Genomic DNA, 15,949 nt, shown 5'->3' on the forward strand with positions numbered 1-15,949 from the left:
GCTTCAGATGTTCGCTTCATTGCAAGCCTGCATCAGTTGAGAGAGCAGATCCATCGACTTTGCAATGGATGAGGTGGATCGAAGCCGATCGGCGGTTTGTGCGGCAATGGAACCGATAGGATCAAGGCCCACACACGGGGCAGTCCCGCTGATTTGTCGGCACAGACACTCTGCTGACCATGCGCTGTCCGCTTGTACCGCAGTCTGAAGTTTCGGGACGCACAAGCGAAGATCTGCAAGGAACGAGTTTCGCAGACTCTGCGCGAGGACATCGGTCTCATTCGTATCTTCTACCAGTTGTACAATCTGTTTCAGCAGCACGAACTCGCCAAAGAGAAGAAGCAATGTTTTCTGATCGATCGGCTTGTGCAGGAATCCGTTGATCTGCAGATGATACGCCTGCTCGCGTGCTTCGACGGACGGATCACCGGTGAGCATCACAATCGGTACGCGCATCATGCGGTTTCGAACCATGCGCACGAGCTCAAATCCGTTGCTATTGGTAAGATGAAAATCGCACAATACAAAGTCGCAGCCTTCCTTTATCTTCTCAAAGGCTCCAACTGCAGAATCTGCGCAGACCAGATCAATATGTGTTTCACGGAGGTAGTGCCTGACAAGGCGCTGATCGAGTTCCGAATCTTCAGCATACACGAGCGTTCCCCTGAGACGGTGTGGTTCGATTGTCTCGAAGGAATACTGCTCGTTGAGCAGATCGGAAGTGATTATGGATCGAGCATCGATCGGATCGGTAAAATGTACGCCGATCTCATAAACACGACGGCGAAGCTGGACACATCGCACAACGGTGCCTTGCACTTTTGTGACTTTGTTTGTCTCCACAAGACTGGGGAGTTCGATCGTGATGCGCGAGTTTGGATATACGAATGATCCATGCAGTAAGCTGATACCCTGGCACGAGAGATCGCGGGTTGCGGGATAAAAGATTGTTTCAGTGCTGCCAGGGCGTGTCATGGACACACGTACACGAGGCTGCCGATACTTCCAACGGGTGAACTGGCGCCTGTGGATAACATCAATGGCAGCATTGTGTTGCTCGATCAGATCAAGGAACGCATCGAGTTGATGCTTTGATAGCTCGATGTCGGAAGAATGTGGATGTGCTGATTCCATGGATCTCCGGCGGCGAAGTTTCTGCGGAATGCAGAACACCACGGCTTTCTATATCGGATCAATATGAGAACAAGACAACTGGGGATGTTCCCTATTCTGTCCGGTTGATAGCTATCTCCTTGCATTACATGGAGATGGATTGCCAACAAACCCACCCCAAACGCGTGCAGCTCTACCCAGTTCCGGTGCCGTACTCGGTCTGTGTTATCAGAAACTTCAGATCAACCCAATCCATACTGAGGCGGTTATATCATGCAATGCTGGTAGATTTCGACCTTTGGCGGCTCCATGAGGATTGATCGCCAGCGGGCAAGGTACTGGTGCATCTCTGGATCGTGCTCGACACGTTCCTGATCGCGTTCATAGTCAGCGTGTGTGTGATATTCGACAACTTCTATGAACCGTTCCGGATCCGATTGATGCTGCAAGAGCCGGATTTGTATTCCACCCGGCTGTTCGTAGAACGGAACCGCTTCGCGCAGGAACGCGATGAGTGTATCAGCATCATTTGCATGAACACGAAGATGAAGGTGTATCTCAACCGCGGGTCTGAAACTCATGCGGTATCGTATTACACGATGAGCTGACTATGCAGCTGCCAACCGCTTGCAGCTCTGCACAAGGGCTTCCAAATCGGTCTTGGATTCACTGGTGCTGGATGTGGCTGCAAGCGTGTTCGCTGCCTTCTCCGCCACGGTTGCCAGATCATCAAGCCCCGCTTGCGGTGCAGAAGCCTTGATCTGCAGGCAGGCCGCGTATGCGTTGAGGTGATCGTCATTCTCGATCATGGATTCAATCTTCTGGGCTTCTTCTGCGAGTGTACGAACGAACGCTTCGTGGAAGCTGCTGTCTTCAACTTCAACGGTTTGCTTCTGTTCAAATCCCTTCACGATTGCACGCGCGTACATGTACTCTGCAATTGCACGCAGCAGTGTGGTTGCATCTACTGGTTTCTTAAGAATGCCAGCCACCCGCAGCTTGTCGGCTCGGTCACGGGTTGCCTTTGATACGTCCGAAGTCAACAGCACGACGGGTACCGAGGGCATCTCAGCATTGACCTTCTCAACTGCATCAAGGCCGTTTTCACCGCTGGAAAGATGCACGTCGACAAGAAAGAGCTGGCAACCCTCTCTGACTTGGTTGAAGGCTGTTTCGATATCTTCTGGGAACCGGATGCGGAGATGGGTTGAGCGGAGATAGTGCTGGATAAGTTTCTGGTCCAGCGCCGAGTCCTCAAGGCAGACAATACATCCCTCGAGTTTTTCTGGATCAATTGATTCAATGACGTACCGAGGATCATCATCGTCTGAATAGGCAAGCAGTGAGCGCACGTCGATGACATCGTCAAAGCACACACCGATCTCGTGCAAGCGGCCGTGCAAGTGCAGACACCGTGCGATCTTCCCGTATACAACCTTCTCGACATCATGCATGCCAGCCTTGGGCAGGTTCAGTGTAACTTCGGACCCTGGATAGAGGTAGGAAGAGTGCAGAATACTCATGCCCTGACACGAGAGATCACGCGAGGCGACAAACACGGTAGACTCTGTGCCACCGGGATGTTTGATTCCCATCTCGATGCGAGGATTACGATAGCTCCAGCGTGTAAACACGCGGCGCTTGGAATCAGATTTCTTGCCTGATTCCAGTGCATTGAGCACCTGATCCAACTGGCGGTGCGAAAGCCCCGCAGAGTTTGTGCGTTGTGACGATGCTTCAATCTTTGGACGCTTAAACTGCATGCGACATTCACCCACCAGTAGCACAAACACCATACCAGCGCGCTGATATGCGCGGAACTGTTGGAATCATCGGATGTTGCGCGTTACGACTCGTGCTTGGGTGTGTGCCTGCGTGTCCAACCAGTCATCACAAACGTTACATTCATACTCTGATGACCAATAACGTGTATGTCGCACAACGTTCGCGCAGAGAAAAGGCACGGGTCGAGCCCGTGCCTTCAGTGTTTTCAGAAATGTTCCAGCAGTTTAGGTGAAACTCGCAGGCGCAGGTTTCGATTCTGTTTCACTCGTATCTTTTCTTGGCGGCTCAACTTCATGGGATGTGAAGTACAGGTGGTCATCGCCTTCCTTGTGTGTGACCTCAATGCGCGCGTGATCCGGATATTCACCGGAGAGCACGCCTTCCGCGAGCGGGTCCTCAATGAGAGAGCCCAGGGCGCGACGCAATGGTCTTGCACCGAAGTCCGGGTTGTACCCTTTCTCGATGATGAAGGTCTTGGCCCGTTCATCAAGCACAAGTTCGATGCCCTTGCCTGCAAGTCTTTCGGCAACCTTCGCAACTTCGTATTCAATGATTGAGTCGAGGTCTGCACGAGTCAGTGGCTGGAAGACGATGACATCGTCGAGACGGTTGATGAACTCGGGACGGAAGAACCTCTCGACCTCCTTCATCAGGAGCTTCTTGATGTTCTCGTAGTCCTGCTCAGCACTGCGCTGCTGGAACCCGAACCCGCCACCGCCTCTGATAATGTCCGCACCAAGGTTTGATGTCATGATGAGGATGGTGTTGCGGAAGTCGACGTGACGACCAAACGAATCGGTCAGCCTGCCCTCTTCCATAATCTGCAGGAGCATGTTAAACACGTCCGGGTGTGCCTTTTCGACTTCGTCGAGCAGGATTACGGAGTACGGGCGTCTGCGCACACGTTCGGTGAGCTGGCCGCCCTCTTCATACCCGACATAGCCGGGAGGCGCGCCGACCAGACGTGAGACGTTGTGCTTCTCCATGTACTCGGACATGTCCATATGGATCAGTGAGTCGGCATCGCCAAACATGAACTCAGCGAGCGCCTTGGTGAGCAGCGTTTTACCCACACCGGACGGACCGACGAAGATGAACGAACCCATCGGGCGGTTTGGATCCTTCAGGCCTGCGCGAGCACGACGGATCGCACGGGCGAGCGCCTTGATCGCCGGCTCCTGGCTGATGACACGCTTGTGCAACTCCTTCTCAAGATCAAGCAGTCGCTGAGCTTCTGCCTTCTCAAGGCGTTGCAGCGGCACGCCGGTCATCTTTGAGACGACCTCGGCAACGACTTCCTCGTTCACCTCGCCGTCAATCTCGTTTGACTTCTCGCGCCATTCGGCTTGGATATTTTCCTTCTTCTGCTTGAGCTGCTCGGTCTGATCGCGCAGCTCGGCAGCGCGCTCATAATCAGCAGCTTTCACTGCTTCGTCCTTCTCGACTGCGAGACGCTCGATGTCGGCTTCAAGCTCGGCAAGGTTCGGTGGCTTCGCCATGCTCTTGATGCGCACGCGTGCGCCAGCCTCGTCAAGCACGTCGATCGACTTGTCCGGCTGCACACGACCGGTGATGTATCGGCCGGAGAGCTCGACAGCCGCACGCAGTGCTGCGTCGGTGATACGTGCGCGATGGTGTTCCTCGTACTTGCCGCGAAGACCCTTGAGAATCTCGAAGGTCTGCTCGTCTGACGGCGGCTCCACAACGATGGATTGGAATCGGCGTGCGAGCGCCGCATCCTTCTCGATGTACTTGCGGTACTCGTCGAAGGTTGTTGCGCCGATGCACTGGATCTCGCCGCGAGCGAGCGCCGGCTTGAGCACGTTGGACGCGTCGATCGCGCCCTCGGCACCGCCTGCGCCAACGAGTGTGTGAAGTTCGTCGATAAACAGGATGACGTTCTTGGCGCGACGAACCTCGTTCATCACCGCCTTGATGCGTTCCTCGAACTGACCACGATACTTTGTGCCCGCGACCATCATGGCAAGGTCAAGAACGACGAGCCGCTTCTCGTGGAGAATCTGTGGGACCTCGCCAGCGTGGATACGCTGCGCAAGCCCCTCGACAATCGCGGTCTTGCCGACACCAGCTTCGCCAAGCAGCACCGGGTTGTTCTTTGTGCGACGGCAGAGGACCTGCACGACGCGTTCGATCTCGACAGCACGTCCGATGACGGGATCGAGCTGGCCTTCCTTTGCGTACTCGGTCAAATCACGGCCGAAGGAGTCGAGGGCGGGAGTCTGCGACTTGCCGCCACGCTTGCGAGGCTCGCCCGATGGGCCGCTGGACTCGACACCAACCTCGTCTGTGTCTGCACCCTCGCCTGTGCCCGCGCCGAGAAGACTGAGCACCTCTTCGCGCACTTCTTCCAGCTTCAGGTTCAGGTTGCGGAGCACCTGCGCTGCAACACCGTCGTGCTCACGCAGCAGGCCGAGCAACAAGTGCTCTGTGCCGACGTAGTTGTGGTTCAATCCGCGAGCTTCCTCGATCGCGAACTCGATGACTTTCTTTGCGCGGGGTGTCTGCGGCAGACGCCCCATCGTGACCATCTCCGGTCCTGCACGGACGAGCTTCTCAACTTCGAGACGCACCTTGCGCAGATCGACATCAAGATTCTTCAGTACATTCGCGCCAACGCCCGAGCCCTCCTTCACCAGACCGAGCAGGATGTGCTCTGTCCCGATGTACTCGTGGTTGAGTCTCTGGGCTTCCTGATTGGCAAGCGCCATGACCTTGCGTGCGCGATCTGTGAAACGTTCAAACATGTGTCTGCCCTCCTGGGCGTTGTCCTCTCTGCGCGATTGGGGGACCTCAGAATCCTTTTCGGCCGGACCCAGCGTCAAGATCGCGCCAGTTCCATTTTTCCACCCGGATGTTTCAAGTCCCTCTTTGCGATCGCGCTTTGTTTGGTACTTCAATCTTCCCAAATAAGGAGATCAATCAGATGGTCCAATAACTAATAATTGTCTGCCTCAGCCTTCTTCCTCTGAATGCTTCTATCTGCCTGCGTCTTCTGTCATCAATCACGTTTGATGCAGGCTGATCACGTATGGTGATTCAAACTGCGTGCCAACCATCGGTCCAAACATTGATCGTTCGTGACCAAAGGCGCGACCTGTTTCGGCAGTACGGCTGCACGCCTGCCGATGTGACAGTGCCCTGTCGGTTGCGATGAGACCGTGTCTCGATGTTAGTCGAGTTTGCTCGCGGTGAATGAGCCGGCAACGCGATGGCTCCATGTCCATGATGGGCCCTTGCGCGTCTGGTAGTCGTCCATCAACTCGAACCAGTATGACCTGAACGCGTGCTCGCCCAGTCGCTCGTAGTACGCTTTGACCTTCTTCATGATCTGCGCATCGGTGCCCTGAAGTTCCAGGTACCCCTTGCCGTGGCGCACGGTCTCGGTGTCAAGTGGGAGCAGGTGGTACCTGCCGAGCAACTGCATGATGTTGTTGGCTGCATACGGCCCAATCCCGGGCAGGTCGATGAGTGCCGCGCGGAGATCGTCGTCAGATATCTTCGGATCCTCGAACCATGCAGCGTCGAGTGTCGGCGGGCGCTTGCCCCGCATTGCGAACAGCTTTGCCAGTTCGATGATCCGCGCGTCACGGTAGCCGGTCCTGCATCGGGCCCGCAGTGTTGTGACGCGGGTGCGCGCAAGCTGTTCGGGCGTCGGGAACGCATGCTCGGGGACTGGCATGTTTACGTGCGCAGCGTCACGAGCCCGTGCTGACGGTTCGATGCGCTTGCCGACGACATCGCACAACCGCGCGTTCATGGTAATGGTGCTCGGCCATTGCACGTTGCAGCTGGTCACAGTTTTGATGATATCCTCAAACAGTGTCGGGCTGCGCATCAGTCTGCCGCGCCCGCACTGACGAAAACGGGTATCGAGCTTGTGATACTGCTGCAGCGTCACGGCGGGCTCATCAAGGCGCAACATGCGCTTGATCTGCGCCTTTGTCTGTGCTGTATCATCCTTTGAGAGTTCACGGTTGGCGGTGACCCGGAGCGACTTGCCTGTCGCATCCTTCAGTTTCTTCGGGAGCTTCTTCGTGTGACGCTGCGTGGACGAGAGATCCCAGTCCTTTGCTGCGTGCTGAGTGATACCGACGCGCACGGGGCCTGAGTCGAGCGTGAGCACACGCCAGAACGTGCCGGTTTCGGGCACCCAGAAGTTCGGCGCGAGCAGGAAGTAGCCGTATGAGCATACGTCGCGTGCAAGCACGTAGTCACTCGGCACGCTGATGGTTAGGCGTGTTGGCATGATCGATCAGATGAGCGAAGAAGGTGTGTGGTTACGCGCTGCGACGATGCGCGAGTGGGAACAATAGCGTTGCGAGATTCACGCACAAACGGTTCGACAATCGCGCGTACATCTCGTAGTGATGGTCCGCGTCCTTCTGCGCAGCTTCCAGCGCGATGTGGAGCGTTGACAGACCCTCGCGTTCAAGCTCAAGGAACTTTCCGATGTCCTCACGGTCGCACTCGAAGTGGAACTGGAACCCGAACGTGCGCAGTCCGGCGCGATACGCCTGCACCTTGCAGTTGTTGTTTGTTGCGAGCAGCGTCGCGCCATCTGGAAGTTCTTCGACCTGCCAGTGGTGCGACTGGAACTGAGGATGGTTCCATGCGATCCCCGCGAGCACGGGCTCTGTCTGCCCGGGCGATGTGAGCGAGACCTCTGTCATGCCGCACTCGGGCTTTGGCATCTTTGAGACCTTGCCACCCAGCGCGTGCGCGATCAACTGCGATCCGAGACAGATCCCGATGATGGGGAGTTCAGCCTCGTGCGCCTGCTTGATGAGATTCACCTCGTCAACCAGCCACGGGTGCTTTGCAAAGTCTTCATCGCACGCATTCTGCGGGCCGCCAAGGACGATGAGCGCCTGCACATCATCAATAGACTTCGGCACCGCGTTCTCATGGAGGTTCGGCTGGCGGATGTCGAGCTTGAACCCGTGATCGCGGAGTGTCATGCCCAGACGACCCGGAACGCCGATCTTGTGATGCTGAAAGACGAGAATGCTCATGCCGCGATGGTAGGAGATTTCCGATCGTGTCTGCCAGTGTTCCGAGGTTGTCTGACATCATGAATCTGTGATTTTCCACACGTCAACGTGTCTTTATGTACTGGGGCTCTACACTTGTGCTGTGAAGCCGGCAGATTTCAACACCCGGCATGTCAGTTCTAAACCAACTTTCCACCCATATTTGAGATTCGTATGACCAATCAGGACCAATCGACCGGCCCGGCGACGAAGCCGCCGGCCAATATGCTCGCATACCACCAGGCTCGCGTGCTGCGTGTGCTGACACGCCGGGACTACGAGCCGATGACCGTGCTCGATCTTGAGAAGGAACTCCACGCGACCGACGACCCCACGTTCGAGCAGTCGCTGCGCTGGCTTGATCTGCGCAAGGTGATCGACATCGCAAACGATGGGCGCGTCAGACTCGCGTCCGTGCAATCACGCGGCGGCGAGATGGAGGGCCAGTTCCGTCGGGGCCCGCGCGGTGCGGGGTTCTTCAAACCTGATGAGCCCGTGCGCGAGGGCGATATCTACATCCCCGCAGAAGAAACATTCGATGCGCTGCCCGGCGATCGCGTTGCGGTACAACTGCTGCGCGACAAGCGGCGCGAGCGCAAAACCGGCAAGCCGGAGTACATCGGGCGCGTCGTCGAAGTGATCGAGCGCAAACGCACGAGCGTGACCGGCACCATCGAAGTACGCGGCAAGACGTTTCTTGTGATCCCCGACGGGAAAGACTTCGACTCGCCTGTTGTTGTCAAGGACGCAACAAGCAAGAACGTCAAAGCGGGCGACAAGGTTGTTGTCGAGTTGCTCGTGTTCCCCGAGGGCAACGCGCTGGGTGAGGGCGTGATCTCAAAGGTGCTCGGCGAAGCGGGCGAGCCCGATGTTGAGACGCAGGCTGTCATCGCAGCGTTCAACCTGCCCGGCGACTTTGACGAGGAGTGCATGGCCCAGGCGCGGACGCAGACGCGCCGGTTTAACGAGTTGATCGAACGATTTGAGAGCGAGGGCGCTGACGCGCTTCCCGATCGTCTTGATCTGACGAACGATTTCATCTGCACGATCGATCCGCCTGACGCGAAGGACTACGACGACGCGCTCTCGATCAAGAAGATCGAGGGTGGCGGCTGGGAGGTTGGCGTGCATATCGCCGATGTGTCGTTCTTTATCGATCGCGATTCGCCACTGGATATTGAGGCGATCGAGCGCGGGAACTCGGTGTACCTGCCCAGGCTGGTCATCCCAATGCTTCCCGAACTGCTTTCCAACGGCATCTGTTCGTTGCAGGAGCGCGTGCTGAGGTTCGCAAAGAGCGCTTTCATCCGGTACGACGCAAGTGGCAAGGTCATGGGCGAGGGTGTCGGGCAGACGCTCATCAAGAGTGCAAAGCGACTCACCTATCTCGAAGCGCAGGCGCTAATTGATGGTGACGAAGAAGAGGCAAAGAAGCACGCTCGCACCGAGCCCAACTACACACCCGAACTGATCGAGTGTCTGAAGATGCTCAACACGTGCTCGCGCGCGATCCGTCAGCGTCGCATCAAGCAGGGCATGATCTCATTGGATCTGCCCGATGCCGAACTCGTGTTCGATGAGGACGGGCGCGTGATCGATGCGCACAAGGAAGACGACGCGTACACGCACACATTGATCGAGATGTTCATGGTCGAAGCGAACGAGGCGCTGGCGCGTTTGTTCGAGTCATTGGATGTGCCGGTGATCCGGCGTATCCACGAGGCACCGCAGCAGAGCTCGGGCGACGAGATTAGAAAAGTTGCGACGGTTGCGGGGTACAAGATCCCGTCAGATCCAACACGGCAGGAGCTTCAGGGACTTCTCGACGCGACAAAGGGCACGCCCGCAGGTCGCGCCGTGCACATGGCTGTGCTGCGCACACTCACACGCGCGGAGTATCGACCGGTGCTGGTGGGGCACTACGCGCTGGCGAGCAATGCGTACGCACACTTTACCAGCCCGATCCGCAGATACGCCGACCTGACACTGCATCGTGCGCTTGCTGCGTATCTCGATCGCACAGACAACGGCACAAACAGGCCACCGGACGACAAGCAGAAGCGCATGCTCGGGCGGGAACTGTTGGGCGACAAACGCTGCCCGCCGCTCGAAGACCTTGCGCAGATCGCGACGCATATCTCGGGGACAGAAGACAACGCGGAGAGCGCCGAACGCGATCTGAGAAAGTTCCTCGTGCTCCAGTTCCTCGAAACAAAGATCGGCGAGGTGTTCAAGGGTGTGGTCACGGGCATCACGCCGCGCGGCGTGTTTGTGCAGATCGACGAGTACGTCGTCGACGGGTTTGTAAAGACAGAAGACCTGCCGGGCGATGTGACGCGCGACAACAAACCACCTCGCTGGCAACTGGATAAACAGACGGGGTCACTGATCGACGCGAACTCGGGTCGCAGCTATTCGTTCGGTGATTCGGTCGATGTGTCCATTGCGAAGATCGATCTGACCAGACGCGAGCTGGATCTTGTTGTGACAAACGCGGAGAAGCGCGCTGCGGGCAAGTCGAAACTGACACTCGGGGATGGTGCTGGAGGCGGGCTGGCCTCGTCGGGTGGCGGCGGTTTCAAGGACTTTGGACGCACCGGCGCGCAAAAGCGAAGCCAGCGATCGAAGTCGCGCGACAAACGCAAGCAGGACTATCGCAGGGACAAGAAGAAGTAGCCAGCACGCAAATGAACTCTGATCGAGGTCAGCCTAACTCTGTGGATAGTCAGAAACGCGCTCTGCGTATGTCTATTCAGCGCGATCTTGCTGTGTTGTCTGCCGACGAGATCGATCGCGAATCGCGTTTGGTCTGCGAGCAGTTGTTGACGCTTGCGTACAGAGAGACGCTGCTGATCAAGCCCGACGCAACTGTGCTGGTGTATCTCCGCAAAGCAGACGAGCCCGAACTGGACCTGGGACGGTTCATCGCAGAGCATGCTGAGCGTGGCGGCACGGTGTGTGCGCCACGGATCGAGTGGGATACAAGCACCATGCAGTCTGCGGTCATCGCGACGAGAAGCGAGCCGTTTTCCGATGCGAAGACAGAGATCCGGCGGTTCGGTGTGCCCGAGCCCCTGTCGGTTGCGCGCGTCATCGATCCCGAATCGATCGATGTTGTGCTGGTGCCCGGGCTTGCGTTTGACACCGATTGCAACCGTCTGGGGCGTGGAGGCGGGTTTTACGACCGGTTTCTAGGAGCGCTGCAGCGCGAGCGATCTGCGCAACATGCATGTGGAATTCGTTCAGAACAGGCTTTGCATGGGCAAACCGGGAACAATGGGCCGTATCGCAAGCCGCTGCTGGTTGGTGTGTGCTTTGATCGTCAGATCGTGGATCATGTGCCGACAGTAGTAGGACAGCGTGGCGATTTGATGGGACGGGATATCCGCATGGATGTCGTTGTGTCGTCTGATCGGGTGATGCACGGAACTGGCTGATCCGCCACAACTTTCGTGTGCGGTCCTGAACATATGAACACGCCGGAAAATGCGCGTGAGGGAGGTTGAATACGGATGGGGTTACCTTCGCAGTCGAAGCAGGTTGGTTGGGGCAGTGGGAAGAGCAGCAGTGGCAAGGGCGGCTCAGGTTTGCCAAAGGCGGTCGTTGCGCTCTTGGCATGTGGTGGAGTCGCTGTGGGCGGCTGGTTCGGCTGGACCATGCTCAAGCCCGGGCCGAACATGGCCAATGCGAAGAATGATCACGGGCTCCAACAAGCATCAAACACCGAGAGCACGCACGGCGGTGGATCGGGTACCGATGAAACCAGTACGCCAGCGATGAAGTCGGGTGCGAACGAAAGCACCGGTTCATCATCGCATATTGATCCGCGTCCGGCACAGACGAACAACGATGCATCACATGACGAAGCGCAGAGCGACGAGGCTTTACGTCTGTTTCCCACGGGAACGCAGAACGCTGATCACGGAGCAGACGCTTCGACTCCTGTTGAAGATGAGAAAACATCCCAGACACCTCTTGTGCAGACGCCTCCAGAACGCGAGCAGACACCGCCGCGCACGACCCAGCAGCCTCCTCGAACAAACTGGTCTGATCCTGGCGCAGTGAAGCCGACGGCAGTGCTCAATGATGCGCCCCGCACCGTTGCTGCGCAGATCCAGTCTGCAAACGATGCGATCAATGACGGTGATCTGCTGATGGCTCGTGAGCACTACTACCGATTGCTCGATAACCCAGCAGCAACAGAGGCAAATTGTGAGCTTGCGCGCACGCAGATCCAGACACTGAACGACACGATCCTGTTCTCGCCTCGCAAGTTTCCCGGCGAGCCGATGACAGAGCAGTATGTTGTTGATGGAAATGACTTTGCGTTGTCGCAGATTGTCAAGAAACTCTCGCTCCCGATTGATTACAGACTCATTGCTCGTGTGAACAAGATGCGCAATCCGGACATTATCCGGCGTGATCAGAAGCTGAAGATCATCCGCGGGCCGTTCCATGCTGAGGTCATCAAGAGCAAGTTCCGCGTCGATATCTACTCGGGGGATCCTGACAACCGGCAGGGATGGCGTTATGTGCGATCATTTCCTGTGGGCTTGGGTGAGCACGGATCGACACCTTCGGGTCGATTTGTTGTGAAACTCAACTCAAAGCTTGTGGATCCGTACTGGATCAATCCACGCACGGGTGAGCGTTTTACAGCAGACAATCCCGAGAACCCCATCGGTGAGTACTGGATCGGGTTGCAGGGACTTGGTGAGTCAGAGCACGAAACAGGGTATGGGCTGCACGGCACGGTCGATCCCGACAGCATTGGTCAGGAGAAATCCATGGGTTGCGTCCGCATGCGTGACGATGACATTGCGTTCGTGTACGAGTTGCTTTCTGAGAAAGTCAGCATTGTCAACATCATCGACTGAATGATGATGCACCCCGTTGTGGGCGATATCTGTCGGTTATGAGTGTTCTCTATAATCAGGTCCGCACGTGCAAACTGCACACGCGGATCACCATGAGGAGAAAAGCCATGTCAACAGCAAAGCAGGGCAACAGCGGTATTCTCGCGCTCGGTGTGCTGGTGTTGTGCTTCGGTGGCGTTGTCTTCCTCGGTGTGATGACCAACAAGAAGTCAGCCCCGAATGGTCAGCAGCCGGGAAGTTCTGAAACACCGCTGGTGAATCGGCCAGTTGTGGTGACGCCTGCTCCTGAGCTGAACACGCCAACCACGACGACCGAGGGAGATCGTGTTGCGACAAACACGCATACTCCTGCAAACACACCCGCGCAGGCTCCTGTGCTCACAACGACGCAGCGTATCGCTGTATCAATCAAGGAAGGCGATCGATCAGTTCTGAAGTTTGTGCTTTCTGAACTTCCCAGTGAAGTCATCGACCAGCCGTTTGTTGCGCCAGACTATGCATTCGACGGGATGACACCGCTCTCTATCGCTGCATCCTTTGGCGATTACTCCACCGTTATGGAGGTGCTTGATCGTGGTGCGGATCCTGCTGCACTCAATGACAACGGCACAACATCGCTGATGGAAGCGGTGCAGCACATCACCTCGACGCGCGATGGTGTGATCCGTGCGATACTGGAAACAGGACCGGATGTTGATGCACGCGCGCCAAACGGCGACAACGCGCTGATGATCGCGTCGCGTATGGGCAACGCGCAGGCAATTACAGATCTGCTTGAAGCCGGCGCCGATCCGAACGCAACCAACGCGATGGGGAAGACACCATTGATGATCGCGTCGGAGACCTCGACGTTCGATTGTGTGCTTCTGCTGCTCAATGGCGGTGCGAATGTGAACATGGTCGATAACAACGGACGCACAGCCTCGGAACTCGCGCTCGAGCGAGGTGGTGAGGCTGGCAACATGATCGTTGTTGTGCTCGATGAAGCCTCGGGCGTCTGAAATATCCCGATCTGTGCGACTGTTCACTCGCGTGATGCTGTCGTGCATTTCGCGAGTTTTTTCTTTTCTGGATGAAAGTGAGAGTCCTATGCGTCACCCCATGCAGTCCCGTCGGTCATTCCTTCTGCTCGCAGGCTCGGCTGTTGTGTCGTCGCCGCTGCTCTCGCAGGCTGCGGGCGTTCGGCGTCGCTATTCCGTTCGACGTGACGCATGGTTCGAATGGAACGAGGTGCAGCCGGGCGCGTTTGTGGCGATCGGTGAGGGGGGCAACGCGCTTGCGATCAACACTGGAGCTGAAGCGGTGCTGATTGATGCGAAGAATGCGCCGTTTGGTCCTGTCATTGCAAGAGAGGCCTCGGAGCGTGCAGGAGGGCCCATCAAGCTGCTCATTTCGACCCATCATCATGCCGACCATACCGGCGGGAACTACGCCTTCAAGGATGCACAGAAGATCATGTTCGGCAAGGCGCTCCCGCGTATCGACGCGCAGGTCGAGAGGTACACAGCACAGATCAAGGCTGCGATAGACAACGGCGTGCAGAAGCCTGATGATGTTGCAGATGCGATGTTTGTCAAAGTGTCAGAGGAGATTGCAGGCCTGCGCGATCGTGTGGACGCGTTGACAGAAAAGGACTTCCGTCCCGCAAACGCACTTCCTGATTTCTTCTTCGGAGCCAATCCGCTGCCGATTGGAGATATTGAGCTGAAGCTCCAGCAGTTTGGTGCAGGGCACACGGATAATGACGTTGTGGTTGAGATCCCAACGCTGAATGTCATCCATACCGGCGATCTGGTGTTCCACGGCATGCATCCGTACTTTGATCCCGAAGGAGGTTCCAACTCAGCAGAATGGATCAAGTCACTTGAGAATGTCGAGAAGCTCTGCGATGCAGAGACGGTGGTTGTGCCCGGGCACGGCGATGTGTCGGATGTGTCGTGTGTGAAAAAGCAGATCGAGTACATGCAGCAGCTGCGGGAGACCGTAAGAGAAGCTGTGGACGCTGGGAAGTCGAAGGAAGAAACGCAAGCGCTGCGTCCCGCGTTCTTTGAGGGGCTTGCCCGCGGGCAGCTTGGCGTGCGGGCGCTGGGTGCTGTCTATGACGAAATGAAGCGTCCAGAATCAGAGCGTGGTGAAGATCGGTAGTTCCACGGCGACCCCGCATTCTTGCGGGGATCTACACTTCTGTAATGTCGGATGAAAGTACTTACGAAATCAATGGTGGCACGTACGACATAGTCGAGCCGGATCCTGTTGCCGAAACTGCGCGCAATGATTTTTCATCCACAGTACCAGAAAACTTGTTCTGTCTTCGGTGTGGATACGCCCTTCGTGGATTGAGAACCACCGACCAGTGTCCGGAGTGTGGAGCGCCGGTTGGGAACTCGCTTGCCGGACCATTGCTTGTTGCATCGGATGTGATGTATCTTCGCAAGCTTGAGCGCGGCGCCTACATAGTCAGAGCCTGTCTTATTGTGTTGCTCGCTGTCTTTGCGATCTTTGTGCTGATAGTGTGCGGCCTCACAGGGCTGGGTCCTGTTGTGTCGGTCATACAGGTTGGCAACGGAGTTGCTGCGCTGATTGGGTGGTGGATGTTGTCTGAGCCGGATCCCGCGTTTCGCAGTTTCAAGGATCCCGGCGGTGTGTCGCGCAAGGTGTTGAGAATCACACTCGTTATACAGCTATGCGCGATGATCGCAAATCTTGGGGGTAACCTGACTCGGTTCTTTGTGCCAGTTGGCGGTGTTGGCACAGCAGCGCAAATCATCCAACTGCTCAGTATGCTCGCAATTCTTGCGTGGTTCATTCAGATCTTTGCGGGTCTCACATATATCTCCAGGCTTGCGGACAGGATCCCCGATACAGGTATTGCGCATACAGCTGAGGAACTGCGAAGCCAGATTCTTATCACACTTATCATCGGGATCGCCGGAGTAGCAATAGCAATACCTGTGGCGATGCTGGTGAGCGTCTTTATGTGTGTTTTCTTTCTTGGCGCGATTGGCTACCTGATCTGGGCTGTTGTGCTTTGTGTGTTTATGTACAACCTGATGACTGCGCTGTGTGGAAAACTTCAGAACGTCATCACGGCTGCGAAGGCGATCGGGTAAGCCTGTTTCTGTG

Annotated in this window: 12 protein-coding genes; 6 read left to right on the forward strand and 6 right to left on the reverse strand. The window is 56.6% G+C overall.

The window, feature by feature from the left end; all coding sequences use genetic code 11:
• Window positions 1–3: 3 nt before the first annotated feature.
• The 6 genes from H6815_06855 to H6815_06880 form a co-directional block, all read right to left on the reverse strand.
• Window positions 4–1,134 carry a response regulator gene (locus H6815_06855; protein ID MCB9860158.1) on the reverse strand — a complete coding sequence of 377 codons (1,131 nt, stop codon included), beginning with the start codon at window positions 1,132–1,134 and terminating at the stop codon, window positions 4–6.
• A gap of 245 nt (window positions 1,135–1,379) precedes the next feature.
• Window positions 1,380–1,670 (reverse strand): hypothetical protein, encoded by a 291-nt coding sequence (locus H6815_06860; protein MCB9860159.1) that lies wholly within the window; start codon window positions 1,668–1,670, stop codon window positions 1,380–1,382.
• Window positions 1,671–1,721: 51 nt separating this feature from the next.
• Window positions 1,722–2,876: a response regulator gene (locus tag H6815_06865; protein MCB9860160.1), complete on the reverse strand. Its 1,155-nt coding sequence runs from the start codon at window positions 2,874–2,876 to the stop codon at window positions 1,722–1,724.
• 246 nt (window positions 2,877–3,122) lie between these two features.
• On the reverse strand, window positions 3,123–5,663 hold the full coding sequence (locus H6815_06870; GenBank protein ID MCB9860161.1) for an ATP-dependent Clp protease ATP-binding subunit: 2,541 nt from the start codon (window positions 5,661–5,663) through the stop codon (window positions 3,123–3,125).
• 425 nt (window positions 5,664–6,088) lie between these two features.
• A complete protein-coding gene (locus tag H6815_06875; GenBank protein ID MCB9860162.1) occupies window positions 6,089–7,165 on the reverse strand; it encodes a hypothetical protein in 1,077 nt (358 codons plus the stop codon).
• A 31-nt stretch (window positions 7,166–7,196) separates the two neighbouring features.
• On the reverse strand, window positions 7,197–7,931 hold the full coding sequence (locus tag H6815_06880) for a type 1 glutamine amidotransferase (GenBank protein MCB9860163.1): 735 nt from the start codon (window positions 7,929–7,931) through the stop codon (window positions 7,197–7,199).
• A gap of 192 nt (window positions 7,932–8,123) precedes the next feature.
• Here H6815_06880 and H6815_06885 point away from each other — a divergent pair, with 192 nt between their 5' ends.
• The 6 genes from H6815_06885 to H6815_06910 all read left to right on the forward strand — a co-directional run bounded on the left by H6815_06885 (window position 8,124) and on the right by H6815_06910 (window position 15,936).
• Entirely contained in the window at window positions 8,124–10,625 is a 2,502-nt protein-coding gene (locus tag H6815_06885) for a VacB/RNase II family 3'-5' exoribonuclease (protein ID MCB9860164.1), read from the forward strand.
• Between the two features lie 68 nt (window positions 10,626–10,693).
• A complete protein-coding gene (locus H6815_06890) occupies window positions 10,694–11,386 on the forward strand; it encodes a hypothetical protein (protein MCB9860165.1) in 693 nt (230 codons plus the stop codon).
• Between the two features lie 75 nt (window positions 11,387–11,461).
• Window positions 11,462–12,826 (forward strand): L,D-transpeptidase family protein, encoded by a 1,365-nt coding sequence (locus H6815_06895; GenBank protein ID MCB9860166.1) that lies wholly within the window; start codon window positions 11,462–11,464, stop codon window positions 12,824–12,826.
• A 107-nt stretch (window positions 12,827–12,933) separates the two neighbouring features.
• Window positions 12,934–13,827 (forward strand): ankyrin repeat domain-containing protein, encoded by an 894-nt coding sequence (locus tag H6815_06900; GenBank protein MCB9860167.1) that lies wholly within the window; start codon window positions 12,934–12,936, stop codon window positions 13,825–13,827.
• A gap of 88 nt (window positions 13,828–13,915) precedes the next feature.
• The gene (locus H6815_06905) at window positions 13,916–14,971 is read left to right on the forward strand and encodes an MBL fold metallo-hydrolase (GenBank protein MCB9860168.1); all 1,056 of its coding nucleotides are present in this window, start codon (window positions 13,916–13,918) and stop codon (window positions 14,969–14,971) included.
• A 44-nt stretch (window positions 14,972–15,015) separates the two neighbouring features.
• Window positions 15,016–15,936: a hypothetical protein gene (locus H6815_06910; GenBank protein MCB9860169.1), complete on the forward strand. Its 921-nt coding sequence runs from the start codon at window positions 15,016–15,018 to the stop codon at window positions 15,934–15,936.
• The last annotated feature ends 13 nt before the right edge of the window (window positions 15,937–15,949 follow it).

The organism is Phycisphaeraceae bacterium, assembly GCA_020639155.1.
In the GTDB taxonomy this organism is placed as follows: domain Bacteria; phylum Planctomycetota; class Phycisphaerae; order Phycisphaerales; family UBA1924; genus JACKHF01.

Excerpts from the sequence above, each read along its gene's own strand:
- H6815_06855 (MCB9860158.1), bottom strand. The coding sequence starts at position 1,134 with ATGGAATCAGCACATCCACATTCTTCCGACATCGAGCTATCAAAGCAT.
- H6815_06865 (MCB9860160.1), bottom strand. The coding sequence starts at position 2,876 with ATGCAGTTTAAGCGTCCAAAGATTGAAGCATCGTCACAACGCACAAAC.
- H6815_06870 (MCB9860161.1), bottom strand. The coding sequence starts at position 5,663 with ATGTTTGAACGTTTCACAGATCGCGCACGCAAGGTCATGGCGCTTGCC.
- H6815_06875 (MCB9860162.1), bottom strand. The coding sequence starts at position 7,165 with ATGCCAACACGCCTAACCATCAGCGTGCCGAGTGACTACGTGCTTGCA.
- H6815_06880 (MCB9860163.1), bottom strand. The coding sequence starts at position 7,931 with ATGAGCATTCTCGTCTTTCAGCATCACAAGATCGGCGTTCCGGGTCGT.
- H6815_06885 (MCB9860164.1), top strand. The coding sequence starts at position 8,124 with ATGACCAATCAGGACCAATCGACCGGCCCGGCGACGAAGCCGCCGGCC.
- H6815_06890 (MCB9860165.1), top strand. The coding sequence starts at position 10,694 with ATGTCTATTCAGCGCGATCTTGCTGTGTTGTCTGCCGACGAGATCGAT.
- H6815_06895 (MCB9860166.1), top strand. The coding sequence starts at position 11,462 with ATGGGGTTACCTTCGCAGTCGAAGCAGGTTGGTTGGGGCAGTGGGAAG.
- H6815_06900 (MCB9860167.1), top strand. The coding sequence starts at position 12,934 with ATGTCAACAGCAAAGCAGGGCAACAGCGGTATTCTCGCGCTCGGTGTG.
- H6815_06905 (MCB9860168.1), top strand. The coding sequence starts at position 13,916 with ATGCGTCACCCCATGCAGTCCCGTCGGTCATTCCTTCTGCTCGCAGGC.
- H6815_06910 (MCB9860169.1), top strand. The coding sequence starts at position 15,016 with ATGTCGGATGAAAGTACTTACGAAATCAATGGTGGCACGTACGACATA.